The following is a 23,838-nucleotide window of genomic DNA, read 5'->3' on the forward strand; positions in this document are numbered from 1 at the left end:
ATTTTAGGACGAGACAGTTACGGTCATCCTCAAGAGTGAGGTACGAGCGAGTTGGGGATCTATTTGAGCTAGGAGGGAACTTTTAGAGATTCCCTACTCCTTCCTTCGTCAGTCTAGGGAATGACAGATAACTGGATAACTAACGTTGATCCATTTTTCTTATGGGATCAAATCTAGCTTTCCCGCAGCAAAGCGAACCATAGAGCGCAGCTCGTTCCCGAAGGACGAAGTCCGTTCCTATTTCTAAGGGCGTAACCCTTTTCTAAACCTACCCCAATCAAACACCAACCCCGGATCGGTTTTCCGCAGTGGCGCAATGTACTGGTGGCCAGTAATGCGCGGTAAGGTGATTTTCGGGTAGCTGACTTGAATCTGCTTGGTGAGCTCCGTTAAAGCTTGGTATTGCTCATCTGTGTAGGTAATAAAGTCACTGCCCTCTAACTCAATGCCGATCGAATAGTCATTGCACTTTTCTCGCCCCGCAAAACTTGAAGCGCCAGCATGCCATGCCCTCGCTGTGAATGGTACAAACTGCACCACTTCACCATCACGCCTTATCAGACAGTGCGCAGAAACGCCCATCTCATGAATCACTTTAAAAAACGGATGCTCTTCAGCGTTGAGTTGCCCAGTAAAGAACTGCTCGATGTATGGTCCGCCAAATTGGCCCGGTGGCAAGCTGATATTATGCACCACCAGCAAGGAGATGTCTGTTGCATCAGTTCGCTGATCGAAAAAGGGAGACGGGACATGTCTGGCACCTTGATACCAACCACTTTTATCAATCATATTTGTCTCCTTTTGCTTACTAAGCTCTTGATTTTAGACTTTCAACAGTGAAATACCAGAATAATGGCTGAATTTCCTTCACAGTCATCGTATCATGCGCACCTTATGTTCAACTGCCTATTAGATTTGCAATGAAAGAAACCCACAATAGCCAAGAACGTCTTGAATATTTGAAACAGCATTTGCCTCTGGAAATCTCTCGCTCCGTGACCGAAACCATAAAAGAAGATCTCGGTGGTACCTTAGATCCAAGCGCTGATATTACCGCAAGTCTAATCCCTGCTGATGCCCACAACGAAGCCACCATCATTACCCGTGAGCATGGCGTATTTTGTGGTCAAGCATGGGCTGATGAAGTCTTCAAGCAACTGGGTGGTGAAGTAAAGATTACATGGCATGTCCAAGATGGTGATGTCGTTGAGCCTAATCAGATACTTTGTCACCTATCAGGCCCTTCACGCGCGCTGTTGACCGGTGAACGTAATGCGATGAACTTTATCCAAACACTATCAGGTTGCGCCACGATGACTGCCGAGTACGCAAAGCATCTCGAAGGCACAGATTGTAGACTGTTAGATACCCGTAAAACCATCCCTGGCCTACGCAGCGCGCTAAAATATGCCGTAGCGTGTGGCGGTGGTTTTAATCACCGTATCGGTGTTTTCGATGCCTATCTAATTAAAGAGAATCACATTATTGCCAACGGCGGCATCGCTCAAACGATTCAGAATGCTAAACAGTTGAATCCGGGTAAACCTGTTGAAGTTGAAACAGAGAGCTTAGAAGAACTGACTGAGGCGATAGAAGCTGGTGCTGACATCATCATGCTTGATAACTTCACAACCGAGATGATGCGTCAAGCCGTGAAGATTAACGCTGGCCGAGCTGCGCTAGAAAACTCAGGTAATGTCACTCTCGAAACCCTACGCGAGTACGCGGAAACGGGTGTCGACTACATTTCTGTTGGCGCTCTAACCAAGCACGTCAAAGCCATGGATTTGTCAATGCGCTTTAAATAAACCCAACCGATATACAGATACAGAAAGGGGGCACTGCCTCTCTTTCTGCATTTTAAATGCCCCACCATACCACACAATAAATACCAATTCATACAGCACAGATGTGTAATTCTAATGTCTGATTTGGATTAAGCGAATCTATTCCTCTCGAGTATATTATCCTGTCTGATAGCCAGACCAGCACTCGCTAACCTAACCTTCAGCAAAATCCCTTAAACAGGCTGGAGAATCAGCACCATGATGATGTCGTACACCAATACATCACGAGGCTTTACACTGATAGAGCTGATGATCGTCGTGGCGATCATTGGTATTTTGTCTGCCTTCGCCATTCCTGCTTATCAAAACTACACTCAACGTGCTCACGCCAGCGATCTACTTAGCGCAACATCAGCAATGAAAACAGCAGTAAGCCTTTGCCTTACAAATCATAGCTCAGCAGCTAGCTGTACCTCTGGTAACAATGGCGTGCCACTACAGCAGAACTTCAACGGCTTTTACGTTAAAGCGCAAACCAGTGGAGCCGCGAGTGTGATTGTCGCAGCCCTATCAGGAGTGAAAGGCTCCTTGCCGAGCAATGCCAGTGTGACTCTAACGTCAGACTTTTCGACCAGCGGAATTTCATGGGCAATCAGTTGTAGCGGTACCGAGAGCCAAAATTGGTGTCCAAGTCGCTAATGACGAGTCAGTTACCCCTGCTGCTGCAAAAAGCAAATAAAATAAACCAAGAGCAAGCTTTGCATGTACTTAAGACGATGAGCGAGCGTAAAACTGATGCTTACACAGCTCTCCTCTCACTTGAACAACTATCACCCAAAAAGCTGACGACGATACTAAGCGAGTTATTTAACCTTCCCATTATCAAATTGGACTCATACGATTACTTTCTGTGCTGCCAACATCTTGGGCTTGGTGACCTAGTGCGTCGTCATTCAGCGTTGCCTATTACTATCGACAACGAACAGTTGACTTTGGCAGTTATCGACCCATCCATTGCAGAACCAGAGCAAGACTTTCGCTTCGCCACAGGTATGAAAATCAATCTTGTTCTGTGTGATGCACGTACTATCACCCATGCAATACACAACTTGTACGGAGATACAGAATCGGAAAAATGGAACGACTTTAAAGAGCTCACTCCCCAACAACTGGAACAACTGGTCGAGCTCCCAGCAGAAGAAACCGTCGATCATGAAGCTCTTTATCAAGATACTTCGCCAATCAGTCGCTACATACATCAAGTGCTGTTAGATGCCGTACGAAAGCGCGCTTCAGATATTCACTTTGAACCTTATAAAGGCTGGTTCCGCATTCGGTTCAGATGCGATGGTTTACTGATTGAGATTCAGCAGCCTCCTAATCATCTGTCTCATCGTTTAATTGCCAGACTGAAAATACTCGCCAAACTCGATGTTTCAGAGCGTCGCCTTCCACAAGATGGGCGTATCACATTAGCAGTATCACCATCAAAAAATATCGATATACGAGTCTCAACCTTACCAACAATTTGGGGTGAGAAAGCTGTGCTACGATTACTCGACAAACGAATCACTAGCTTACAGTTGGACCACTTAGGCTACAACCCATCCCAAAGTGCATGTTATCGTCATGCACTAGCCAAACCTCAGGGGATGATCCTCATCACAGGCCCCACGGGTTGTGGTAAGACGCTTTCTTTGTACAGTGGTCTCAATATCCTCAATCAAGAGGATATCAATATTGCCACAGCAGAGGACCCCGTCGAAATACACTTATCTGGAATCAATCAAGTTCAGATCCAACCCAAAATTGGATTTGGTTTCGCTCAGGCTCTACGCGCTTTTCTCCGCCAGGACCCTGATGTGGTTATGGTCGGTGAGATACGCGATTCTGAAACAGCCGACATCGCTACTAAAGCTTCACAGACAGGGCATTTAGTGCTTTCCACTCTCCACACTAACTCAGCATCAGAAGCCGTTCTTCGCATGCAGAACATGGGCGTAAAGCCTTTCAATATCGCGGCTGCTCTGAGCCTTGTCATTGCTCAAAGATTGGTTAGGCGCCTTTGTCCTAAATGCAAACGAGCATCTTTGACTTCAATTGCTTCACAAGATCAGGTGTTTGAAGCTAATCCTGAAGGCTGCCACTACTGTAATCAAGGCTACGCTGGACGAATAGGTGTGTTTGAAATACTCCCCGTCACACCCCAAATGGCAGAAATGATAGCGGCGGGTGCTACACCCCATCAAATTGAGAAACTAGCAACGAAGCAAGGGATGCAGACTCTACAACAGTCTGGGTTAGAAAAACTGACACAGGGGCTGACTAGTCAAGCTGAGCTACAACGGGTGCTACCAGAGCTTTCACTATGAGCAAAGAATCCCCCCGTACTTTTTCCAAACTGGAGTCGTACTACTGGCAAGGTGTAAACCAAAAAGGTTGGCGGTTAAAAGGAACAATATTAGCGGTCAGCGACATACAAGTGATGGAACAACTCAACGAGCGCAATATTGATGTACGCTTTATTCGTCGGAAGCCACTCGCCTGCGATTGGCGGTTCAAACACAGCATTAGCAGCAAAGATCTCACCCATATCACACGCCAGTGGGCGACAATGCTCACTGCTGGCTTACCGATTACCACCTCACTTAAAATCATCATGCAAAACCAAAAACGCCCTGAGATAAGAGCAACATTATGGATGACAAGACATCAACTCCAAGCAGGTCACTCGGTCACAGATGCTCTCAGGCAATCATCCCGATGTTTTGACTCACTATATCTCGATCTTATAAATGTGGGCGAAAAAACTGGGGGTTTAGCGGCTTCATTGGAGCGCATAGCTGAACATAGAGAGAGAACTGAACAGCTAACGCATCGAATTCAATGTGCTGCTATCTATCCCAGTCTGGTACTGTTCACAGCCTTAGCAGTAACTGTTTTGATGTTAACCAAAGTTATTCCAGAGTTTGAAGCCCTATTTAGCGGATACCAATCTGAACTTCCATGGTTCACACAACAAGTTCTCTGGCTATCACATACTGTGCAGCGGTATAGCTTAAGCATTGTTGCTTTCACTATTCTGATACCAATCGCCATTACATTTTTATATAGAGGTTCGGCTCAATTCCAACACGGGGTTAGTCGCGCTAAGTTACGCCTGCCTGTAATAGGAAGTTTGTTCATCAAAAGTTGTCTGGCGCGTTTCAGCCATACACTGTCGACATGCATAGCATCGGGTTTACCCATCCTTATCAGCTTGGAAACAGCGGCACGAACAACGAGAAATACTCACTATAAAAAAGCGATTGAACACATTGTCCAACAAGCTAGTTCAGGCGTCTCGTTGCACTCCGCTATGCGTCAATCAGGGCATTTTCCTGAACTCATGGTGCAAATGATTATGATAGGAGAAGAGTCTGGGCAACTTGATAAAATGCTGGAAAGAGTCGTGACGCAGTTAGAAGACGAAATTAACACTACTATTGAAAGCCTTGAAAAAATACTCGAGCCGATTTTAATTTTAGTGCTAGGCGGTTTGGTAGGAAGTTTGGTAATTGCTATGTATCTACCTATCTTTAACTTAATGAACATAATGGGATAGTATATCTGCCTCGACTCAAGACGACATAAGCACTAACTGAATTTTTATGGAACTCTTTAACTATTATCCGTGGTTGTTTCCAACTCTAGCGACTCTTTTTGGCCTTATCATAGGCAGCTTTCTCAACGTCGTCATTCATCGCTTACCTAAAATGATGGAAAGAGAGTGGCGCCAAGAGTGTTCTGAAAGCTTCCCTGAGTATGGCATTCAACCGCCACAAGGCACTTATAACCTCAGCATCCCCAGATCAACGTGCCCAAACTGCGACACTCAAATACGCAATATTGACAACATACCGTTACTGAGTTGGTTGGCTTTACGAGGGAAATGTCGTTTTTGCCAACATGTTATCAACCCACGCTATCCTATCGTTGAACTGGTTTCAGGGTTAATGAGTTTTGCGATCGCTTACCAATTCGAACTCAGCGTATTTACTGTCGCTCTGTTATTCTTTACCTTCGCTTTAATCGCTGCAACATTTATCGACCTCGACACCATGCTATTGCCTGACCAATTAACTTTACCACTGATTTGGTCTGGAATAGCCCTGTCATTGTTGGGCTTTAGCCCAGTCTCTTTACAAGACTCAGTGATTGGAGCAATGGTAGGCTACTTATGCCTGTGGTCCGTATACTGGGGGTTCAAACTTCTTACGGGTAAAGAGGGGATGGGTTATGGTGATTTCAAGCTGCTTGCTGCTCTCGGCGCGTGGTTAGGTTGGCAGTATTTACCTGTTATTGTTCTTCTCTCTTCATTAGTTGGCCTAATGTTCGGTCTCATTCAATTGCGACTCAGAAACCAAGGCATCGACAAAGCGTTCCCATTTGGTCCTTATCTTGCTATTGCGGGGTGGATCAGTGTGATGTGGGGAGAAAACATCGTACATTGGTACTTCACACAAGTTTTGGGGATCTGATATGCCTTTTGTTATCGGCCTAACAGGCGGTATTGCTAGCGGGAAAACGACTGTAGCCAACCTTTTTCATGATCTTTATGGTATTGAAATCGTCGATGCAGATATCGTTGCTCGAGAAGTGGTGGAGCCAGGTGGTGAGGGACTGAAAGCTATCGAAGAACGATACGGTTCTAACATTTTACTGGCAGACGGGACTCTAAACCGAGCTAAACTTAGAGAATACATTTTTACCAGTGATGAGGAAAAAACATGGCTCAACCAGCTGCTGCATCCCATGATTCGTCGAAAAATGCGTGCTGATATTACCAAAGTCTCGTCTCCTTACGCTTTACTGGTTATCCCGTTAATGGTCGAAAATAACCTGCAAAGCCTAACAAATCGAGTGTTAGTTGTTGATGTAGATGAGCAAACGCAGCGCCAAAGAACAATGGATAGAGATCAGGTTCCTGTTGAACAGGTTGACTCAATCTTAGCGGCTCAAGCCAGCCGTTCGCAACGACTGGCTATCGCAGACGATGTGATTAAAAATAACGCAACAAACGAAGAACTTTTGCCTCAAATCACAGAATTGCACCAAAAGTACCTAGAAATGTGTAGTGAAAATCGGTGAGAATAAAGAAAGAAGAACCTAAGGCCGCATGTAATGACAACGCACTTTTTTGAACATCCGTTAAATGAGAAAACTCGCATATATTTACGCGTTGAAGCGTTATTGAATCAGTTAAGCGTTTCTTCTCAATTTAACGATGACATGCAGCATCTCTTGTTTTTCCGTTCTTTGTTTGATCTTCTGGAGATATTCGAACAGATACAACTTAAAAGTGAGCTTGCTAAAGACATAGAGAAGCAGCGCCTAACTTACCGCTCTTGGTTGGATGTTGACGGTGTAGACCAACAAATGCTCAGCGGTGTTCTTAACGAAGTTGACCATGTTCACAGTGCCTTGATGACGGCTGAACGTTTTGGTCAAAGTCTTAAAGAAGATCGCTTTCTCAGTGCTATTCGCCAACGATTCAACTTGCCTGGTGGATCATGCTGCTTTGACTTACCAGCTCTTCACCACTGGCTGCACTTACCGGTAGAGCAAAAAACCAAAGACACCAATCTATGGCTAGATACACTTCAACCTCTAACAGACGCACTCAAGCTTTGGTTGCGCTTAACCCGTGAAACTGGCCACTTCCAACCACAAGAAGCTACGGCAGGCTTTTACCAAAGTGATGCAGAAGATGCCAATATTCTGCGCCTCGAAATCCCAATGCAATACGGTGTTTTCCCAATGATTTCCGGCCATAAAAACCGTTTTGCAATTAAGTTTATCAACTTTACTTCGGGACAAGCTTCCGTCGATAATATTCACTTCCGTCTGGCAGTTTGTAGCTAGCTTAAATGGCACTATACTCGCTCAACGTTCAACATTTTCAGAGATAATCCCATGTCTAAAATTACCACCGTTCCCTGCCCAAAATGCAGTACAGACGTCGAGTGGGGAGAGCAAAGCCCTTTTCGTCCATTCTGTAGCAAACAATGCCAAATGATCGACTTTGGTGAATGGGCTGATGAAGAGAACAGCATACCAGGTGCACCGGATATGTCCGACTCTGACGGTTGGTCTGAAGAGCAGTACTGAAAGTAAGGAACGCTTCGCTCGAGAGTCGAGAACGCTGCGCTACGGGATTATAGAAAAGCTGATGTGATTAGAACATCGCCTTTTTTGTTTTTTGGATAACTGGATAAGTGGATAAGTGGATAAGTGGATAAGTGGATAAGTGGATAAGTGGATAACTATTAGAGGGTTGGCACTTAGTATCAATCCTTTTATTTCAATAATTTACCACGCCATCCTCAAGAGTGAGGTACGAACGAGTTGGGGATCTCTTCAAGCTAGTCGCTGACTTATTGAGATTCCCTACTCCTTCCTGCGTCAGTCTAGGGAATGACGGAATACAACTGCGACCTTCCCCTCGCAGGGCGAAGCCCGATCCCGCTTTCCAAAAGCGAAGCGCTCCCGCTCTCCATAGGACGTAGTCCGTTCCAGCTTTCCGAAGCCAAGCGCAGAAAAAGCGGAGACCGATTGGTCTCCGCTAATACTATGAGAACGCTAGTTATAGCATTACTTCTTAGCAAGTTTCTCTTTAATACGAGCTGACTTACCAGAACGCTCACGTAGGTAGTACAGTTTGGCACGACGTACTGCACCGCGGCGTTTAACTTCAATGCTATCAACCATTGGAGAGTGAGTTTGGAACGTACGCTCTACGCCTTCACCGTTAGAAATCTTACGTACAGTGAATGCAGAGTGTAGACCTCGGTTACGAATACCGATTACAACGCCTTCAAAAGCCTGTAGACGCTCACGATCACCTTCTTTTACCTTAACTTGAACAACAACTGTGTCACCAGGTGCAAAGTTAGGCAGGTCTTTTTTCATTTGCTCTTCTTCAAGAGCCTTGATGATGTTACTCATTTTCAATATTCCTAGAATAAACTGATACTAAATTTAATAGGTTACTTCGCTTTACATTCTTTAATGAACTCAGCGAGTAATAGTTCCTGTTCGTCAGTCAGAGCTAGGTTTTCCAGGAGCTCTGGTCTTCTTATCCAGGTGCGGCCTAACGACTGCTTGAGCCGCCAACGACGAATGTCCTTGTGGTTACCGGATTTGAGCACCGCTGGTACTTCTTCTCCGTCTAACACTTCGGGACGCGTATAATGTGGACAATCCAATAAGCCATTGGCAAAAGAATCTTCTTCTGCTGACGCGAAATCACCCAGCACCCCAGGAATAAACCGAGATACCGAGTCGATTAGCGTCATGGCTGGAATCTCTCCACCCGTCATCACGAAATCTCCGATTGACCATTCTTCGTCAACCTCTGATTGGATGATACGCTCATCTACCCCTTCATAGCGGCCGCAAATCAGAAGTAGATTCTCATTTGTTGCCAGCTCTTCCACCCCTTTCTGGTCGAGTTTACGACCTTGAGGTGATAGGTAAATAACTTTCGTCTTACCCGGTGAGGCTTGCTTAGCGGTATGGATAGCATCGCGCAAAGGCTGAACCATCATGAGCATACCTGGGCCACCACCATAAGGCCTATCATCGACAGTTCGATGCTTGTCGTAAGTGAAATCACGAGGATTCCAAGTCTTAATCGACAAGAGACCTTTCTTAACCGCTTGACCTGTTACTCCAAAATCAGTAACAGAACGGAACATTTCAGGAAATAGGCTAATTACGCCAACCCACATGTCTATCTCGCTCTGGTAATTTGGAGTTTAGAATCCAGGATCCCAGTCAACTTCGATCCGTTGAGCTTCACGATCAATCAACTTGATCACTTGCTCTTCAAGGAACGGAATTAATCGTTCCTTTTGCCCAAAAGCATCTTTCAAATTTGCTTTAACAACCAAAACATCGTTGGAACCAGTTTCAAGCATGTCAGAGACCGTGCCCAAGTCATAACCGTTATCAGTTACAACCTGCATTCCAATCAAATCACGCCAGTAGAACTCATCTTCTGGCAATTCTGGCAGTACCGCAGGGTCAATTGCGATTTCAAAGTTAGTCAGTAATTGCGCTTCTTCGCGCACATCCAAACCTTCCAGCTTTACCACCAAACCTTTGTTATGGCGCTTCCAGCTTTCTACTTTTCGCTCAACCCACTCACCTTTCTGGTTGATAAACCAAGGTGCGTAATCAAATATGCTTTCAGTATTGTCTGTGTAGGAAAAAACTTTAAGCCAGCCACGAATGCCGTAAGTAGCACCAAACTTACCTACAACAATCTTCTCGCTGCTCATTGTTTCATTACCTTTCATCGACATAAGCTAATTACTACTTCTTAAATTAAGAATTAAGCCGCTTTTTGAGCGTCTTTAACTAGCTTAGCTACGCGGTCAGATAGAGATGCGCCTTGACCAACCCAGTGGTTAACGCGATCTAGGTCTAGACGTAGACCTTCTTCTTGACCTTTAGCCGTTGGGTTGAAGAAACCAACTTTCTCGATGAAACGGCCAGTTGCAGCATTGCGGCTGTCCGCTACTACGATTTGATAAAATGGACGCTTCTTAGCGCCGTGACGTGCCAAACGAATGGTTACCATGTCGTCCTCTTTGCTTTCTCAAAAATAAAATTAACCCCAGGAACTGCTCAATGAAAAACAGTTTGGGGTCTCGTGCCAAAATAAAGCTCCGGAATTTTACTCTTATTCCGGAGCAATGCAAGGCATTTAGCTACTTTTTCACCACCATAAAATGAGATTAGAGTTTGTGACTCAGCTAACACCTTGAATTTTTTCGTTGCCGGATGAAATTAGCGTCCGAAGGGATTGAAGCCACCGCCTCCACCCATGCCACCCATCATGCCTTGCATGTTGCGCATCATGCCTTTCATTCCACCCTTCTGCATTTTCTTCATCATTTTCTGCATCTGAGTGAATTGCTTGAGTAATCGGTTAACATCCTGAACCTGAGTACCAGAGCCCGCGGCAATACGTTTCTTACGTGAGCCTTTAATCAACTCAGGGCGTTGACGCTCTTTCATGGTCATGGAATTGATAATGGCTTCCATTTGCTTAAACATCTTGTCATCAACTTTATCTTTGACGTTGTCTGGCAAATTGCTCATACCTGGCAGCTTGTCCATCATACCCATCATGCCACCCATATTCTGCATCTGGCCAAGTTGTTCACGAAAGTCTTCAAGGTCGAAACCTTTCTTCTCTTTGAACTTCTTGGCTAGTTTCTCTGCTTTCTCAGTATCCACATTGCGTTGTAGGTCTTCGATAAGCGACAGGACGTCACCCATGCCAAGAATACGTGAAGCAACACGATCTGGGTGGAATGGTTCTAGCGCATCGGTTTTTTCACCAACACCTAAGAACTTAATTGGTTTACCTGTGATATGACGAACCGAAAGTGCAGCACCGCCGCGCGCATCACCATCTACTTTGGTTAAGATAACACCTGTCAGTGGTAACGCGTCGCCAAAGGCTTTAGCCGTGTTTGCGGCATCCTGACCTGTCATCGCATCGACAACAAACAAGGTTTCAACAGGATCAATCGTAGAGTGAAGCTCTTGGATCTCACCCATCATCTGCTCATCGATCGCTAGGCGACCCGCAGTATCGACGAGGAGAACGTCATAAAATTTCTTCTTCGCATGGTCTATCGCCGCGTTGGCAATATCAATCGGCTTTTGATCGGGCGAAGATGGGAAGAAATCGACACCAATGTCTGAAGCAAGCGTTTCTAACTGTTTGATCGCCGCTGGGCGATAAACGTCCGCAGAAACAACCAAGACTTTCTTCTTGTCTCTCTCTTTAAGCAGCTTAGAAAGCTTACCAACCGAGGTAGTTTTACCCGCACCTTGCAAACCTGCCATTAAAATCACAGCTGGCGGCTGTGCTGCAAGATTCAGAGCTTCATTGGACTCCCCCATAACAGCTTCAAGTTCAGATTGAACAATCTTAATGAACTCTTGGCCAGGCGTAAGAGACTTAGAAACCTCTACGCCCACAGCACCTTCTTTTACGCGCTTAACAAAATCACGTACAACCGGAAGAGCGACATCCGCCTCAAGCAATGCCATGCGCACTTCACGTAAAGTGTCTTTAATATTGTCTTCGGTCAAACGACCTTTGCCGCTGATGTTCTTCAGCGTTTTGGATAATCGATCCGTTAAATTATCAAACATCTTAGTCTCTTTACCTGAGCGACCTACAGTGCAGTCGCCCTAAAACGACGACAAATTACTGTGAGTATACCTTAGCCAGTCCCTCCTTTGCACGACTGCAATAACATTTGATCTCTCACTCAACACAAAATCAGGGAGATAAGTCATAGCTCAAGCTGTTGATGCAGGGTATAATTTGCTAAAAATTCACCAGATCTTTAGAGAAGAATGGACAACTTAATTGCCGTTGCTGCTGCCGTGCTTTATTTTTTAGCAATAGCAACCATAGTACCAGGCCTTGTGCACCAAACAGGGATCCGAACCAAAACGGTTTTGATCAGTGCTTTTTTAGCGCTCGTTTTTCATGCCTGGTTATTGAGCGATCTTATTATCGAAGGTTCGGGACAAAATCTTAGCATCCTCAACGTCGCCTCGCTGATTAGCTTTATTATTTCTCTGGTCTTAAGCATAGCAATGCTTAAAACACGTCTTTGGTTCTTACTGCCCGTGGTATATAGTTTTGCGGCAATCAACCTTTCTGCAGCCTCTTTTTTACCCAGTACCTTTATTACGCATCTTGAACAAGATCCTAAACTGCTTATCCACATTTCGTTGGCACTATTCTCATACTCAACATTAACCATAGGTGCCTTGTATGCCCTGCAGCTAGCGTGGTTAGATCATAAGCTTAAGACGAAAAAAGCCTTAGTGATCAACCCCAATTTGCCACCACTTTTAATGGTTGAACGACAGCTGTTTAAAATTATCTTAGTCGGAAACATGCTTCTTACAGGCACACTGATTACTGGTTTTATCTTTGTTCAAGATATGTTTGCCCAAGGTAAAGCGCACAAAGGTATTTTATCTTTCATTGCCTGGGTAGTGTATTCAGTTCTTCTATGGGGCCACTATCAGAAAGGATGGCGTGGCCGCAAAGTTACATGGTTTGCCGTTGCTGGAGCAACTTTATTAACGCTTGCCTACTTCGGTAGTCGCTTTGTTCGCGAGATCATTCTTAACTAATTGATATTCACAGGTGCATATAATGCACCTTTCTTTTACAATACCCTGCCCACTACCTGAGATTGACTTGGCGCTTTAGTTAGGTCATAAATTAATCAAACATCAAAAGGAAAAGATAAGTTTTGGACGACATATCAACGGGTATCTTGTTTGCGCTACTCGCGTGTCTGATTGTTATTTCAGGATATTTCTCAGGTTCAGAGACTGGCATGATGGCTCTGAATCGGTATCGCCTTAAGCACCTTGCGAACAATGGACACAAAGGAGCAAAACGGGTTGAGAAGCTTCTAGATCGCCCTGATCGTTTGATTGGCTTGATTCTGATCGGCAATAACCTAGTCAACATTCTCGCCTCTGCTATCGCAACAATTCTCGGTATGCGTTTATACGGGGACATCGGTGTCGCTATTGCCACTGGTGCGTTAACCATGGTTATTCTTGTCTTTGCCGAAGTCACACCTAAAACACTGGCGGCGCTCTACCCAGAACGGGTATCTTACGCTAGTAGCATTCTTCTCAGTATCCTGATGAAACTCCTGTCACCACTAGTTATGCTAGTTAACTTCATCACCAATGGTTTTATTCGATTACTTGGAATACGAGCGAGTCACGGTGGCGATGACCACCTCAGTTCAGAAGAATTACGCACCGTTGTTAATGAAGCAGGTAGTCTGATCCCAAGGCGACACCAGGATATGCTGATCTCAATCCTTGATCTTGAACATGTGACAGTGAACGACATCATGGTGCCAAGAAATGAGGTTACTGGTATCGATATCAATGACGATTGGAAATCGATTGTTCGCCAGCTGACCCACTCCCCTCACGGCCGAGTTGTTCTCTACCGTGATCAAATTGATGAAGTCGTCGGCATGCTTCGCTTGCGAGAGTCCTATCGTTTGATGCTGGAAAAGAATGAGTTCAATAAAGAAACACTCCTTCGAGCAGCAGATGAAGTTTACTTTATTCCAGAAAGCACACCACTCAATATTCAGTTACTGAAGTTCCAACGCAATAAGGAGCGAATTGGCCTAATCGTTAACGAGTACGGTGATATCATAGGTTTAATTACTCTCGAGGACATTCTGGAAGAAATCGTTGGTGAGTTTACTACCTCTATTGCACCAAGTTTGTCTGAAGAAATCACCCCACAAGGTGATGGCAGCTTCTTAATTGAAGGCAGTGCCAATATTCGCGATATCAACAAAGGTTTAATGTGGAAGCTACCGACTGACGGCCCTCGTACATTGAATGGTTTGATCCTTGAGCATTTAGAGGATATTCCTGAAAGCCACTTGAGTGTTCAAGTGTCAGGGCATCCAATGGAAATCGTCGAGTTAGAAGAGAACCGTATTAAACTCGTCAAAGTATTCCCAAGTAACGCTAATCAAGGAAATTGACAAGTTAGCTTTCGGAACACATGTAAGAGTACACCACGGTACAAATAATAAAGCCTTGGCAATGCCAAGGCTTTGTCATTTATCTGAGGGTGATTTACTCTTCGTTAATACTGAAAAGGTTTTCCATGTTCAGCCCCTGTTTGATCAGTATCTCTCTTAGGCGGCGTAAGCCTTCGACCTGAATTTGACGCACACGCTCACGAGTCAAATTGATTTCGCGGCCTACTTCTTCCAGTGTCGACGGTTCATACCCTAGTAGTCCGAATCAGCGAGCAAGCACTTCTTTTTGCTTCGGATTAAGTTCATCCAACCAATCGATCAATGAGGACTTGATATCATCATCTTGTGTGGATACCTCTGGGTCTGAGTTATTTACATCGGGAATAATGTCTAATAGGGCTTTCTCACCATCCCCACCAATTGGTGTATCGACTGAACTAATACGTTCATTAAGGCGTAGCATCTTACTGACATCATCAACTGGCTTATCAAGCTGTGTTGCAATCTCTTCTGCCGTCGGTTCATGGTCAAGTTTTTGTGATAACTCACGAGCAGTGCGGAGATAAATGTTCAGCTCTTTGACGACATGGATTGGAAGACGAATAGTTCGGGTCTGGTTCATAAGAGCTCGCTCAATGGTTTGACGAATCCACCACGTTGCGTAGGTTGAGAATCTAAAACCTCTTTCAGGATCAAATTTCTCAACAGCTCGTATCAGTCCAAGATTGCCCTCTTCGATCAAATCAAGCAGAGCAAGACCACGGTTACTGTATCGACGGGATATTTTCACCACCAAGCGAAGATTACTCTCAATCATACGTTTGCGCGCGGCTTCATCGCCTCTCAAGGCGCGTCGGGCGTACAAGACTTCTTCTTCTGCAGTGAGTAGTGGAGAAAAACCAATTTCTCCTAAATAAAGTTGAGTGGCATCCAAACTTTTAGTGGAAACATCGAACTCCTCTTTGTTTTCCTCGGCTTGGGTACGGTTGGTGGTAGTCAGTTCAACTGCCTGAACAGATTCCATTGTAGGTTCAAGCTCAAACTCTTCGACTTTCGTTGCTGTATTGCTGATACTCATAGCGCCTCCCCCTGGCGAGCTAGCAAGACATTACTACTTCTAATGTCGCTATATACCTATTAAGTATTATGGTAAGTAGCGTTTTGGATTCACCGACTTACCTTGGTAGCGAATTTCAAAGTGTAGACGAACACTGTTGGTTCCAGAACTGCCCATCGTTGCGATTTTCTGGCCTGCTTTTACACTTTGTCCTTCGTGTACGAGCAACCGTTCATTATGCGCATAAGCACTGAGGTAATTATCGTTATGTTTGATAATCACAAGATTACCATACCCACGCAGCGCGTTACCCGAATAAACGACGGTGCCACTAGCTGTAGACGATATCGACTGACCTCGCTGTCCTGCAATGTCGATGCCTTTATTACCTTGGTCTCCAGCTGAGAAGTTTTTGATTATCCTCCCTTTTGTTGGCCACAACCACTTTGAGATTTTATCATTCTTTGGTTTTGAGCTACTGACTGGTTTGTTAACTTTTTGTTTACTTTTAGAACCAACATACTCCTTTGACTTTGATTGATCAACCTTCTTAACTGGATCTTTTTTAACCACTTTTTGTTTACTTTGTGTACTATCAGCGTTAAGTGATTGATTCGAGTTTTTACTCGAATTTATACTAGGTGCAGAGGCTACAGCGACAACAACAGGGGTAGATACCGCACCTATGCCTGTACTACCGTACGCTGGAGGGGTATAGGCAGGCTGCCAAAGTTTCAGTTTTTGCCCAGGAAAAATGGTGTAAGGAGCTGTTAAGCCATTGTAACGAATGATGTCTTTTACATCTTTATCTGTGACGTACGCAATAAAGTAAAGAGTGTCACCTTTATTGACCTGATAGTAGCTACCTCGGTAGCTACCGCGAGAAATTGAACTGTAGTCTTTGTTGAGACCTGAAACTGGCGCAGGGGAGTGAGCAGCACATCCAATCAGTATGCTACTTAAGGCCACAACAGGAATAAACTTAGACCAACATTTCATAGTTAAGCAAGTTCACCAGCAATCAGGGGAACAAAACGTACATCTTCAATAATTTGGGACAAGAACGCTTCACCTTGGCGAGTGATCTTGAGTAACTGCTGAACATCTTCACCGACAGGAATCACTAGAACCCCTCCTTCAGTCAGTTGCTCAAGCAATACAGGAGGAACAGAAGCGGCTGCCGCAGTGACAATAATAGCGTCAAAAGGTCCTTTTGTTGCCCATCCTTGCCAACCATCCCCGTGCTTGGTCGACACGTTATAAATATCTAACTGTTTGAGCCGACGCTTAGCCTCCCATTGGAGGGATTTTATACGCTCTATGGAATAAACGTGTCCTACCAACTGAGCCAAAACAGCTGTCTGGTAACCGGACCCCGTCCCCACTTCCAGAACTTTACTGTTTTGACTAAGCTCAAGCGCTTCTGTCATCTTGGCTACAATGTAAGGCTGAGAAATGGTTTGTCCCTGACCAATAGGTAACGCATTATTATCATACGCTTGATGTACCATAGCCTGAGAAACAAACCGTTCTCTCGGCAAAGCGTAAATTGCCTCAAGCACTTTTTGATCCTGAATGCCACTGGCGACCAGAAAATCGATCAATCTGCCGGCATGTGGATTCGTCATGATTATTTGTCCTTCAACCAATTGCCCATACTTAACAACGACTCGTGAGCCGTGAGATCCACTTGTAGCGGGGTCAGAGATACATAGCCTTGCTCAATGGCATAAAAATCAGTTCCTTCACCGGCATCTTGCTCTTTGCCTGGAGGCCCTAGCCAATAAATATCATGACCTCGAGGATCTTGCTGCTTGATCATCGCTTCTGCGTGATGACGCGCACCTAAACGAGTAACTCTGATTTCTTTTAAGTCTTCAAGTGGCACGTCCGGAATATTGACGTTCAAAAGTCGATTGGTTGGGATCGGTGACGCTAGGTGCTGTTCGACAAGATGACGAGCAATGTGAGCGGCCGTCGTAAAATGTGTATTCCCAACCAATGAGAAAGCAATCGACTGCACTCCTAGAAAGTGACCTTCCATAGCCGCTGCTACTGTCCCTGAATACAACACATCATCACCTAGGTTGGCACCATGGTTAATACCAGACAGTACTAAATCTGGTAGGTCATCTTTCATTAGTTCGTTTAACGCAAAGTGCACACAATCGGTTGGAGTTCCCTGCACAGAATAGTTACCTGCTGATAACTCATTGACGCGCAGAGGTTGTTCCAACGTCAGTGAGTTTGATGCTCCAGAGCGATTTCGGTCAGGTGCAACAATGGTAATATCGGCAAGATCGCTCAATGCTTCAGCCAAAACACGGATCCCCTCAGCATGTACACCATCATCATTGCTCAAAAGAATTTTAATCGCTTTCTCACTCATTAGTAGCTGCGCTCCACTTCCTGTTCCTGAATAAGCTCACGAATGATTGCGGTGGCGAAGCAGCCAGCATCCAAAGAGAATCGCAATGTTATTGTGTCCTGCTCAACACTCCAGGAAAGATCCTGAGGTTTTAGCGCTACAGGACGACGATCATGACGCATGCGATTTCCGCGAATCAGAGCCATCAAGTCAGGCTCCGCATCCAGATGAGGCTGTTCCAATACTAGAGCCTTCTCTGTAGTGGGCAAAGCATTGTCACCCGCCATCGCTGCCGTGATCTGAGCATCGCCTTGCTTAATGGCCTCGTTAAGTTCTGCCATTGCTTCTGATTCAGCACTAACAATTCCCTCAGATGTCTGAATGCAATCACCTTCTACAGCCAGATTAAACACGTCTTGTTCAATTCGCTGTGACACTATGTTGTTGAAGATCCACGAGCGTGCTGCCGAAAGATACAAACTTCTTTTGTTTTGATTTCGAGTGCGTACATTATCACGTCCCCAACGTCTTGCTTCATTGAGATTATTACCATTGTTCCCGAAACGCTGACTACCAAAATAGTTTGGCACACCGTGTTGACGGATTGAGTCAAGTCGCACAATTACATCTTCGACATCACTTACCTCAGTCAACGTGATGATAAAATCGTTACCGATTAAGTCACCCGGACGTAATTTTTTGTTGTGGCGGCTGGTTTCGACAATCTCAATACTTGGATGTTGACTAAGAAACGCTGTGAAATCAGGAGTATCCCCTTTAGGCAGATGTACACTTAACCACTGCTCAGTCACAGCATGACGATCTTTTAAACCAGCCCAGCTGACATCTTTCGATTTCACGCCACAGGCTTTAGCCAGTTCATTTGCAACGAAGCTGGTGTTCTCTCCCGTCTTACGGATACGCACCATCAGATGCTCTCCTTCACCCGTAAAGGCAAAACCAAGATCCTCGTTAACCTGAAAATGCTGCGGCTGGGCTTTCAACTTCCCCGTTGCTTGAGGTTTTCCATTCAAATAGGCAAGTGAAGATAAAATGTCAGTCATAATGCTACCGTTACCCCTTTCAGCGATAGTCGCTAGGCGTAGTTTTTATTGTTGTTTTATTAGTAATACGACCGCTTCGGTCGCGATACCTTCTTTGCGGCCAGTGAAACCAAGGCGCTCAGTTGTTGTCGCTTTGACATTCACATTGCCAATATCCGTTTCCAGATCTTGCGCAATCACTTCACACATCGCCGTGATATGCGGGGCCATTTTGGGCGCTTGAGCCATAATGGTGACGTCCGCATTACCCAGTATATACCCTTGTTGTTTAACTCTACGGTACACGTCGCGCAGCAAATCTCGGCTGTCAGCCCCTTTCCATTCATCATCAGTGTCAGGAAAGTGGCGACCAATATCACCCGCTGCAATAGCTCCGAGTAACGCATCACATAGTGCATGTAGAGCAACATCACCATCTGAGTGCGCGATCAGCCCCTGTTCATATGGTACAGAAACACCACCTATAATTACCGGGCCTTCACCACCAAACTTGTGAACGTCGAAGCCGTGACCAATACGAATCATGATTCATCCTTTGTTACGATTAAGATAAAACTCTGCGAGCGCTAAATCTTCGGGCTGAGTAATTTTTATATTATCTGCCGCTCCCTGTACTAGGGCTGGAGATTGCCCAGACCACTCCATCGCGGACGCTTCGTCAGTAATCGTAATACCTTTCAAAAGCGCCTCACTCAAAGCCGTGGTCAATTGCTCAGTTTTAAACATTTGTGGAGTCAGTGCGTGCCACAGTGCTTCTCTATCTACAGTATGATCAATATTTTGACCTCTGTTTGCTCTTTTCATTGTGTCTCTGACGGGCGAAGCAAGAATGCCTCCAACCTCATGCTTTAATGACACCTCAATAAGCTTATCTAAATCTTGCTGTTTTACACATGGCCTAGCGGCATCATGCACCATCACCCAATCGGCAAGCTGATGGTCACAAACAAACTTAAGCCCAGACAAGACGGAATCTGCTCGCTCCCGTCCTCCATCCACTTTTACTACTTGCGGGTGTTGGGCAATAGACAGCAGCGGGAAATATGGATCACCTTTGGTAATCGATACGATGACTTTGTCTATCTTTGGGTGTTGCAGTAGTTTCTCGACGGTATGCTCAAGGACGGCTTTATCGTTAATAGAAAGGTACTGCTTTGGGCGGTCTGCCTGCATGCGGCTGCCAACACCAGCCGCAGGGACTATCGCTACAATGGAAGGGGTCACTTGCGTCATGCTCAGTTGTCATCTCCGACAATGCGGTAAAACGTCTCACCTTCTTTTACCATTCCCAGTTCGTGACGAGCGCGCTCTTCGATTGCGTCTAGTCCTTGGCGAAGGTCATCAATTTCAGCGAACATTTCATCGTTTCGGTTCTGCAGGTTGCCATTGACCTGATGCTGAACTTCAATTTCAGCTTTGACCGACTGAAACTCAGAGATGCCATTTTTGCCCAACCACAAGGTGTACTGCAGCCAGCCTAATAACAAGAGTAAAGTTAGGGCAAAAATTCGCATAAAATATTCTAAGAATGAGAGATATAGAAAGACCACATATATATCATAATGTCTCTTTTCAAGCGAGATTGAAGAATGTGGTCTTTACAAAGTTATTGATGACTGTGCCTACTGCATGAGTAAAAATGCAAACAAACCGAAGCCGAGGATCAATCGGTAAATCACGAAAGGTGTCATTCCCATTCTAGAGATCAATTTCAGGAAGAAATGAATACATACGTAGGCGCTGATAAACGAGGTTACGATCCCGGTCAGCAACACACCCAAATGAATAGGGTCGCCACTGCTTACTAGTTTCAGACCTAAATAACCACCAGCCAATAGAATGATAGGAATAGACATTAAGAAGGAAAATCTTGCCGCCGCTTCTCGGGTAAAACCTAGGTACAAGGCTGCCGTGATCGTCGCACCAGAACGCGAAGTGCCAGGAATCATGGCTAGTGCCTGAGCAACACCAATAAACAAGGCTTTTTTCCAATCCGCCTGATATTCATCATCCTCGAGACTCGAATATTTATCGACATACCATAGCAATAAACCAAACACGATCGTGGTGGTCGCTATCACCCAAGCACTGCGCAGATACAATTCTATAAAGTCTTTCATTAGCAAACCAAACACACACGCAGGAATAGTTGCTAGAATGATCATCCACGCCAGTTTTGCTTCTTTACTGCGATCACCTTTAAAAATAGACGCAAAAAAGGCCGACAGTAACGACACAACTTCACTACGAAAATAGATCATGACGGCTGCTAATGTACCAACATGTACGGCCACATCGAACGCTAAACCTTGATCTTCCCAGCCTAACACCGCTGAAGGCAAGATTAAGTGCGCCGAGCTGGAAATAGGCAAGAACTCGGTAAGACCTTGTATTAAGGCCAGAATAAACGCTTCAAAATAACTCATTAGATACTCAATTATGTTTGGTAATCAAACCAGAGGTCGACTTTATTTAAGGTTTCCGGATAAGACGATTCGAGCCAGATTTGGCGTATGGTTCGACCATCACCTGGCACACAAAGTTCAGCACAAAGCTCATTAAGTGGCTCAATCACAAAACCGTATTTGTAGATATCGCTCCGGGGAAGCTCCGGCGAACGCTCAGAGATACTCTGATCAAATAAAATGATATCGAGATCGATAGTCCGCGGCTGAAACTTTTGGGCATCTTCTTCCCTACCCCATTTGAGCTCAATATGACGCAGTTGTCGTGAAAATTCCGTTAAACTTAACGGCGTTTTCATTTCTACGACAAGGTTATAGAAGGTATCCCCTTCAAACCCAACCGCTTCACACTCATAAATCGTGGACAGTCTAAGATTCTGACCCAAAGCAGACAACTCATCAATTGCGGCTTTAATGTGTTTACGCCTTTCTACATTGGATCCTACTCCAATGTATGTGGTGTTCATGCCACGCCTCGTTCAATGATAACTCCAACACCGGAAGCTTGTGGTACAGCACCAGGTTTGGTTAGGCGAATCTTGACCCATGGCACACTGAATTGCGTCATGATCAGTTGCGCCACTTCTTCAGCCACACGCTCAACAAGTAAAAAACGGCCAGATTCAATATGAGATAACACCGCAGAACTGACTTGCGCATAATCCAGCGCATCAGCCACATCATCACTTTTACCTGCTGGTTGATTGTCATGAACCATTTCAATATCCAAAACCAGCTTTTGTTTGATTTCCTGTTCCCAATCGTAAACGCCGATAGTGGTGATCACTTCTAACTGCTCGATAAATACTTTATCCATGCGCTTTGCTTCCTTTAGAGGTCGGATACCCAAATCAGGTAAAAAGTCGTACTATTTTTATCTCAAACGCCACGCAGTTGGTAGTTTGAGTATTCTAAGCGCGATATGATATCAATTACTTGCCTAGCTAACATCTCTTTATAACGAGTAACTTTACTATGACGCCACTAGCACTTGTCATGATCATCCTTGCCTATCTACTGGGCTCGATCTCAAGTGCTGTTTTGATCTGTCGCATACTCAGGTTTCCTGACCCTCGAGGAGTAGGCTCTCACAACCCAGGTGCGACCAACGTGTTAAGAATTGGAGGTAAAAAGGCAGCAGCGGCAGTGCTGCTGTTCGATATGCTCAAAGGGACTATTCCCGTTTGGGGTGGTTACTTCCTGAATATTGATCCAATCATTCTTGGTGTAATTGCCATCGCAGCCTGTTTAGGCCATATGTATCCGATCTTCTTTCATTTTAAAGGTGGTAAAGGTGTTGCGACTGCCTTAGGCGCCATAGCCCCAATAGGACTCGACTTGACAGCAATGATCATTGCAACATGGCTGTTAGTAGTACTGATTTTCCGTTACTCATCTCTGGCTGCCATCGTCACGGTACTATTAGCACCTTTATATACGTGGATGATCAAACCTCAATACACATTACCCGTCGCCATGCTATGTTGTCTGATTGTATTCAGGCACCACCAAAATATCAGACGCTTGTTTGAGGGAACAGAACCTAAAGTCGGCGAGAAAAAGAAAGGAATCAACAAGGCCTCCTGATGAGGCCTTGTTATTGCTAGCTGTATACCTTGGAAAGGAAGTTCTGCAGCATTGCGGTCACAAATTCCGGCTGCTCTAGGTTGGCAATGTGACCAGCTTTTGGTACCTGAATCAGCTCAGAACCGGTAATACAATCGTTCATCAAATACGATTCCAGTACCGGACGAGGAATATCTTCTTGCCCCACAGCGATCAGCACAGGTAACGTGAACTTCTCAATATCTTCGATTTGATCTCGACGACCAAACACCATTCGCCCCATACGTGCGACTTCGGCAGCTTGCTGACCTTTCAGATTAGATAACTTCTCTCGAAACCCAGCTACTAAATAAGGTGAATCTTGCTCTGCATTTCGCGCAAAAAACATCGGGGTCACAATATCAATGATAGGCTCTGGAACCATTTGTGCGGCCGAAATCGTCTCCAACATAGTAAAGTATTTCTTGTGGGTCACTTCCGGCTCTAAACCAACGAACGTATCCATCATAACTAGAGATTTGACACGCTCAGACGCCAGATTTACCACTTCACTGCCCCACATACCACCCACAGAAAGCCCGATAATCGAAAACTGCTCAACTTCTAGATGGTCCATTAACGCTATAATTTGCTGAGCATAATCCACCAGTGAGTGAGTTGAATCTGGGGCAAACTCAGACTGACCATGCGCCCAAAAATCCGGCACTATGCAGCGATAATTTTGACTTAAGACTTCAATTTGAGGCGCCCACATTTTGCTGTCCCACAAATAGCTGTGACCAAAAATGATAACTGGGCCTTGGCCAACATCCTGATACGCCATTTGATGGCCATCTACAGCAAATTTATTCACAGTTTTTTCCATTGATATTATTTATAAAACTTAAGAGTATCATTAATAACAAAATTAA

28 protein-coding genes and 1 pseudogene are annotated in these 23,838 nt (G+C 45.0%); 11 read left to right on the forward strand and 18 right to left on the reverse strand.

Annotated elements, in window-relative coordinates:
* Positions 1-243: 243 nt before the first annotated feature.
* The gene (ampD, locus tag TW84_RS22115) at positions 244-789 is read right to left on the reverse strand and encodes a 1,6-anhydro-N-acetylmuramyl-L-alanine amidase AmpD (RefSeq protein WP_045977775.1); all 546 of its coding nucleotides are present in this window, start codon (positions 787-789) and stop codon (positions 244-246) included.
* A gap of 131 nt (positions 790-920) precedes the next feature.
* On the opposite strand from ampD, the gene nadC reads away from it, so the two are divergent.
* From nadC to yacG, 8 genes are all read left to right on the forward strand, one after another.
* Entirely contained in the window at positions 921-1,808 is an 888-nt protein-coding gene (gene nadC, locus TW84_RS22120; RefSeq protein WP_045977776.1) for a carboxylating nicotinate-nucleotide diphosphorylase, read from the forward strand.
* A 240-nt stretch (positions 1,809-2,048) separates the two neighbouring features.
* Positions 2,049-2,486 carry a pilin gene (locus TW84_RS22125; RefSeq protein WP_045977833.1) on the forward strand — a complete coding sequence of 146 codons (438 nt, stop codon included), beginning with the start codon at positions 2,049-2,051 and terminating at the stop codon, positions 2,484-2,486.
* Complete coding sequence (pilB, locus tag TW84_RS22130) at positions 2,486-4,159, forward strand: type IV-A pilus assembly ATPase PilB (protein ID WP_045977777.1); 1,674 nt, start codon at positions 2,486-2,488, stop codon at positions 4,157-4,159. Before TW84_RS22125 ends, pilB begins: the two co-directional genes overlap by 1 nt.
* Positions 4,156-5,391, forward strand: coding sequence for a type II secretion system F family protein (locus TW84_RS22135; RefSeq protein ID WP_045977778.1), 1,236 nt, complete (start codon positions 4,156-4,158; stop codon positions 5,389-5,391). Before pilB ends, TW84_RS22135 begins: the two co-directional genes overlap by 4 nt.
* A 46-nt stretch (positions 5,392-5,437) precedes the next feature.
* Positions 5,438-6,307 carry a prepilin peptidase gene (locus TW84_RS22140; RefSeq protein WP_045977779.1) on the forward strand — a complete coding sequence of 290 codons (870 nt, stop codon included), beginning with the start codon at positions 5,438-5,440 and terminating at the stop codon, positions 6,305-6,307.
* 1 nt (position 6,308) lies between these two features.
* Complete coding sequence (gene coaE / locus TW84_RS22145; RefSeq protein WP_045977780.1) at positions 6,309-6,917, forward strand: dephospho-CoA kinase; 609 nt, start codon at positions 6,309-6,311, stop codon at positions 6,915-6,917.
* A gap of 33 nt (positions 6,918-6,950) precedes the next feature.
* The gene (gene zapD, locus TW84_RS22150) at positions 6,951-7,691 is read left to right on the forward strand and encodes a cell division protein ZapD (protein ID WP_045977781.1); all 741 of its coding nucleotides are present in this window, start codon (positions 6,951-6,953) and stop codon (positions 7,689-7,691) included.
* Between the two features lie 51 nt (positions 7,692-7,742).
* The gene (gene yacG / locus TW84_RS22155; protein WP_045977782.1) at positions 7,743-7,937 is read left to right on the forward strand and encodes a DNA gyrase inhibitor YacG; all 195 of its coding nucleotides are present in this window, start codon (positions 7,743-7,745) and stop codon (positions 7,935-7,937) included.
* 483 nt (positions 7,938-8,420) lie between these two features.
* On the opposite strand, the gene rplS is transcribed toward yacG, so the two are convergent.
* From rplS to ffh, 5 genes are all read right to left on the reverse strand, one after another.
* Positions 8,421-8,774, reverse strand: a complete 354-nt coding sequence (gene rplS / locus TW84_RS22160) for a 50S ribosomal protein L19 (RefSeq protein WP_045977783.1) — start codon at positions 8,772-8,774, stop codon at positions 8,421-8,423.
* 41 nt (positions 8,775-8,815) lie between these two features.
* Positions 8,816-9,559, reverse strand: coding sequence for a tRNA (guanosine(37)-N1)-methyltransferase TrmD (trmD, locus tag TW84_RS22165; RefSeq protein WP_045977784.1), 744 nt, complete (start codon positions 9,557-9,559; stop codon positions 8,816-8,818).
* A gap of 27 nt (positions 9,560-9,586) precedes the next feature.
* Complete coding sequence (rimM, locus tag TW84_RS22170) at positions 9,587-10,135, reverse strand: ribosome maturation factor RimM (protein ID WP_045977785.1); 549 nt, start codon at positions 10,133-10,135, stop codon at positions 9,587-9,589.
* Between the two features lie 29 nt (positions 10,136-10,164).
* Entirely contained in the window at positions 10,165-10,413 is a 249-nt protein-coding gene (rpsP, locus tag TW84_RS22175; RefSeq protein WP_005438039.1) for a 30S ribosomal protein S16, read from the reverse strand.
* A 209-nt stretch (positions 10,414-10,622) separates the two neighbouring features.
* Positions 10,623-12,005 (reverse strand): signal recognition particle protein, encoded by a 1,383-nt coding sequence (gene ffh, locus TW84_RS22180; RefSeq protein WP_045977786.1) that lies wholly within the window; start codon positions 12,003-12,005, stop codon positions 10,623-10,625.
* A 207-nt stretch (positions 12,006-12,212) separates the two neighbouring features.
* Here ffh and TW84_RS22185 point away from each other — a divergent pair, with 207 nt between their 5' ends.
* A complete protein-coding gene (locus TW84_RS22185) occupies positions 12,213-13,007 on the forward strand; it encodes a cytochrome C assembly family protein (RefSeq protein WP_045977787.1) in 795 nt (264 codons plus the stop codon).
* Positions 13,008-13,129: 122 nt separating this feature from the next.
* Positions 13,130-14,407 carry an HlyC/CorC family transporter gene (locus TW84_RS22190; RefSeq protein ID WP_045977788.1) on the forward strand — a complete coding sequence of 426 codons (1,278 nt, stop codon included), beginning with the start codon at positions 13,130-13,132 and terminating at the stop codon, positions 14,405-14,407.
* Between the two features lie 94 nt (positions 14,408-14,501).
* Here the strand turns inward: TW84_RS22190 and rpoS are convergent.
* The 11 genes and pseudogenes from rpoS to folB all read right to left on the reverse strand — a co-directional run bounded on the left by rpoS (position 14,502) and on the right by folB (position 22,178).
* Positions 14,502-15,485, reverse strand: a pseudogene (gene rpoS / locus TW84_RS22195) (RNA polymerase sigma factor RpoS).
* 66 nt (positions 15,486-15,551) lie between these two features.
* Positions 15,552-16,463 carry a murein hydrolase activator NlpD gene (gene nlpD, locus TW84_RS22200; RefSeq protein WP_045977789.1) on the reverse strand — a complete coding sequence of 304 codons (912 nt, stop codon included), beginning with the start codon at positions 16,461-16,463 and terminating at the stop codon, positions 15,552-15,554.
* 2 nt (positions 16,464-16,465) lie between these two features.
* The gene (locus tag TW84_RS22205) at positions 16,466-17,092 is read right to left on the reverse strand and encodes a protein-L-isoaspartate(D-aspartate) O-methyltransferase (protein WP_045977790.1); all 627 of its coding nucleotides are present in this window, start codon (positions 17,090-17,092) and stop codon (positions 16,466-16,468) included.
* 2 nt (positions 17,093-17,094) lie between these two features.
* Complete coding sequence (gene surE / locus TW84_RS22210; protein ID WP_205622509.1) at positions 17,095-17,838, reverse strand: 5'/3'-nucleotidase SurE; 744 nt, start codon at positions 17,836-17,838, stop codon at positions 17,095-17,097.
* Between the two features lie 14 nt (positions 17,839-17,852).
* Positions 17,853-18,896: a tRNA pseudouridine(13) synthase TruD gene (truD, locus tag TW84_RS22215; protein WP_045977792.1), complete on the reverse strand. Its 1,044-nt coding sequence runs from the start codon at positions 18,894-18,896 to the stop codon at positions 17,853-17,855.
* A gap of 45 nt (positions 18,897-18,941) precedes the next feature.
* Positions 18,942-19,421, reverse strand: coding sequence for a 2-C-methyl-D-erythritol 2,4-cyclodiphosphate synthase (gene ispF, locus TW84_RS22220; RefSeq protein WP_045977793.1), 480 nt, complete (start codon positions 19,419-19,421; stop codon positions 18,942-18,944).
* A 3-nt stretch (positions 19,422-19,424) separates the two neighbouring features.
* Positions 19,425-20,129 carry a 2-C-methyl-D-erythritol 4-phosphate cytidylyltransferase gene (ispD, locus tag TW84_RS22225; protein ID WP_045977794.1) on the reverse strand — a complete coding sequence of 235 codons (705 nt, stop codon included), beginning with the start codon at positions 20,127-20,129 and terminating at the stop codon, positions 19,425-19,427.
* Positions 20,130-20,131: 2 nt separating this feature from the next.
* Positions 20,132-20,410 (reverse strand): cell division protein FtsB, encoded by a 279-nt coding sequence (ftsB, locus tag TW84_RS22230; protein ID WP_045977795.1) that lies wholly within the window; start codon positions 20,408-20,410, stop codon positions 20,132-20,134.
* A 108-nt stretch (positions 20,411-20,518) separates the two neighbouring features.
* Complete coding sequence (locus TW84_RS22235; protein ID WP_045977796.1) at positions 20,519-21,322, reverse strand: undecaprenyl-diphosphate phosphatase; 804 nt, start codon at positions 21,320-21,322, stop codon at positions 20,519-20,521.
* Positions 21,323-21,333: 11 nt separating this feature from the next.
* Positions 21,334-21,828, reverse strand: coding sequence for a 2-amino-4-hydroxy-6-hydroxymethyldihydropteridine diphosphokinase (gene folK, locus TW84_RS22240; protein ID WP_045977797.1), 495 nt, complete (start codon positions 21,826-21,828; stop codon positions 21,334-21,336).
* Entirely contained in the window at positions 21,825-22,178 is a 354-nt protein-coding gene (folB, locus tag TW84_RS22245) for a dihydroneopterin aldolase (protein WP_045977798.1), read from the reverse strand. Before folB ends, folK begins: the two co-directional genes overlap by 4 nt.
* Before the next feature lie 158 nt (positions 22,179-22,336).
* Here folB and plsY point away from each other — a divergent pair, with 158 nt between their 5' ends.
* Entirely contained in the window at positions 22,337-22,948 is a 612-nt protein-coding gene (gene plsY, locus TW84_RS22250) for a glycerol-3-phosphate 1-O-acyltransferase PlsY (RefSeq protein ID WP_045977799.1), read from the forward strand.
* Between the two features lie 16 nt (positions 22,949-22,964).
* On the opposite strand, the gene TW84_RS22255 is transcribed toward plsY, so the two are convergent.
* On the reverse strand, positions 22,965-23,780 hold the full coding sequence (locus tag TW84_RS22255; RefSeq protein ID WP_045977834.1) for an alpha/beta fold hydrolase: 816 nt from the start codon (positions 23,778-23,780) through the stop codon (positions 22,965-22,967).
* Between the last annotated feature and the right edge of the window lie 58 nt (positions 23,781-23,838).

The sequence above is a fragment of the Vibrio neptunius genome, from assembly GCF_000967495.1.
GTDB classification, from domain to species: domain Bacteria; phylum Pseudomonadota; class Gammaproteobacteria; order Enterobacterales; family Vibrionaceae; genus Vibrio; species Vibrio neptunius.

Bases quoted from the DNA above. Each gene is read 5' to 3' on its own strand.
- ampD (WP_045977775.1), bottom strand. From the start codon at position 789: ATGATTGATAAAAGTGGTTGGTATCAAGGTGCCAGACATGTCCCGTCT.
- nadC (WP_045977776.1), top strand. From the start codon at position 921: ATGAAAGAAACCCACAATAGCCAAGAACGTCTTGAATATTTGAAACAG.
- TW84_RS22125 (WP_045977833.1), top strand. From the start codon at position 2,049: ATGATGTCGTACACCAATACATCACGAGGCTTTACACTGATAGAGCTG.
- pilB (WP_045977777.1), top strand. From the start codon at position 2,486: ATGACGAGTCAGTTACCCCTGCTGCTGCAAAAAGCAAATAAAATAAAC.
- TW84_RS22135 (WP_045977778.1), top strand. From the start codon at position 4,156: ATGAGCAAAGAATCCCCCCGTACTTTTTCCAAACTGGAGTCGTACTAC.
- TW84_RS22140 (WP_045977779.1), top strand. From the start codon at position 5,438: ATGGAACTCTTTAACTATTATCCGTGGTTGTTTCCAACTCTAGCGACT.
- coaE (WP_045977780.1), top strand. From the start codon at position 6,309: ATGCCTTTTGTTATCGGCCTAACAGGCGGTATTGCTAGCGGGAAAACG.
- zapD (WP_045977781.1), top strand. From the start codon at position 6,951: ATGACAACGCACTTTTTTGAACATCCGTTAAATGAGAAAACTCGCATA.
- yacG (WP_045977782.1), top strand. From the start codon at position 7,743: ATGTCTAAAATTACCACCGTTCCCTGCCCAAAATGCAGTACAGACGTC.
- rplS (WP_045977783.1), bottom strand. From the start codon at position 8,774: ATGAGTAACATCATCAAGGCTCTTGAAGAAGAGCAAATGAAAAAAGAC.
- trmD (WP_045977784.1), bottom strand. From the start codon at position 9,559: ATGTGGGTTGGCGTAATTAGCCTATTTCCTGAAATGTTCCGTTCTGTT.
- rimM (WP_045977785.1), bottom strand. From the start codon at position 10,135: ATGTCGATGAAAGGTAATGAAACAATGAGCAGCGAGAAGATTGTTGTA.
- rpsP (WP_005438039.1), bottom strand. From the start codon at position 10,413: ATGGTAACCATTCGTTTGGCACGTCACGGCGCTAAGAAGCGTCCATTT.
- ffh (WP_045977786.1), bottom strand. From the start codon at position 12,005: ATGTTTGATAATTTAACGGATCGATTATCCAAAACGCTGAAGAACATC.
- TW84_RS22185 (WP_045977787.1), top strand. From the start codon at position 12,213: ATGGACAACTTAATTGCCGTTGCTGCTGCCGTGCTTTATTTTTTAGCA.
- nlpD (WP_045977789.1), bottom strand. From the start codon at position 16,463: ATGAAATGTTGGTCTAAGTTTATTCCTGTTGTGGCCTTAAGTAGCATA.
- TW84_RS22205 (WP_045977790.1), bottom strand. From the start codon at position 17,092: ATGACGAATCCACATGCCGGCAGATTGATCGATTTTCTGGTCGCCAGT.
- truD (WP_045977792.1), bottom strand. From the start codon at position 18,896: ATGACTGACATTTTATCTTCACTTGCCTATTTGAATGGAAAACCTCAA.
- ispF (WP_045977793.1), bottom strand. From the start codon at position 19,421: ATGATTCGTATTGGTCACGGCTTCGACGTTCACAAGTTTGGTGGTGAA.
- ispD (WP_045977794.1), bottom strand. From the start codon at position 20,129: ATGACGCAAGTGACCCCTTCCATTGTAGCGATAGTCCCTGCGGCTGGT.
- ftsB (WP_045977795.1), bottom strand. From the start codon at position 20,410: ATGCGAATTTTTGCCCTAACTTTACTCTTGTTATTAGGCTGGCTGCAG.
- TW84_RS22235 (WP_045977796.1), bottom strand. From the start codon at position 21,322: ATGAGTTATTTTGAAGCGTTTATTCTGGCCTTAATACAAGGTCTTACC.
- folK (WP_045977797.1), bottom strand. From the start codon at position 21,828: ATGAACACCACATACATTGGAGTAGGATCCAATGTAGAAAGGCGTAAA.
- folB (WP_045977798.1), bottom strand. From the start codon at position 22,178: ATGGATAAAGTATTTATCGAGCAGTTAGAAGTGATCACCACTATCGGC.
- plsY (WP_045977799.1), top strand. From the start codon at position 22,337: ATGACGCCACTAGCACTTGTCATGATCATCCTTGCCTATCTACTGGGC.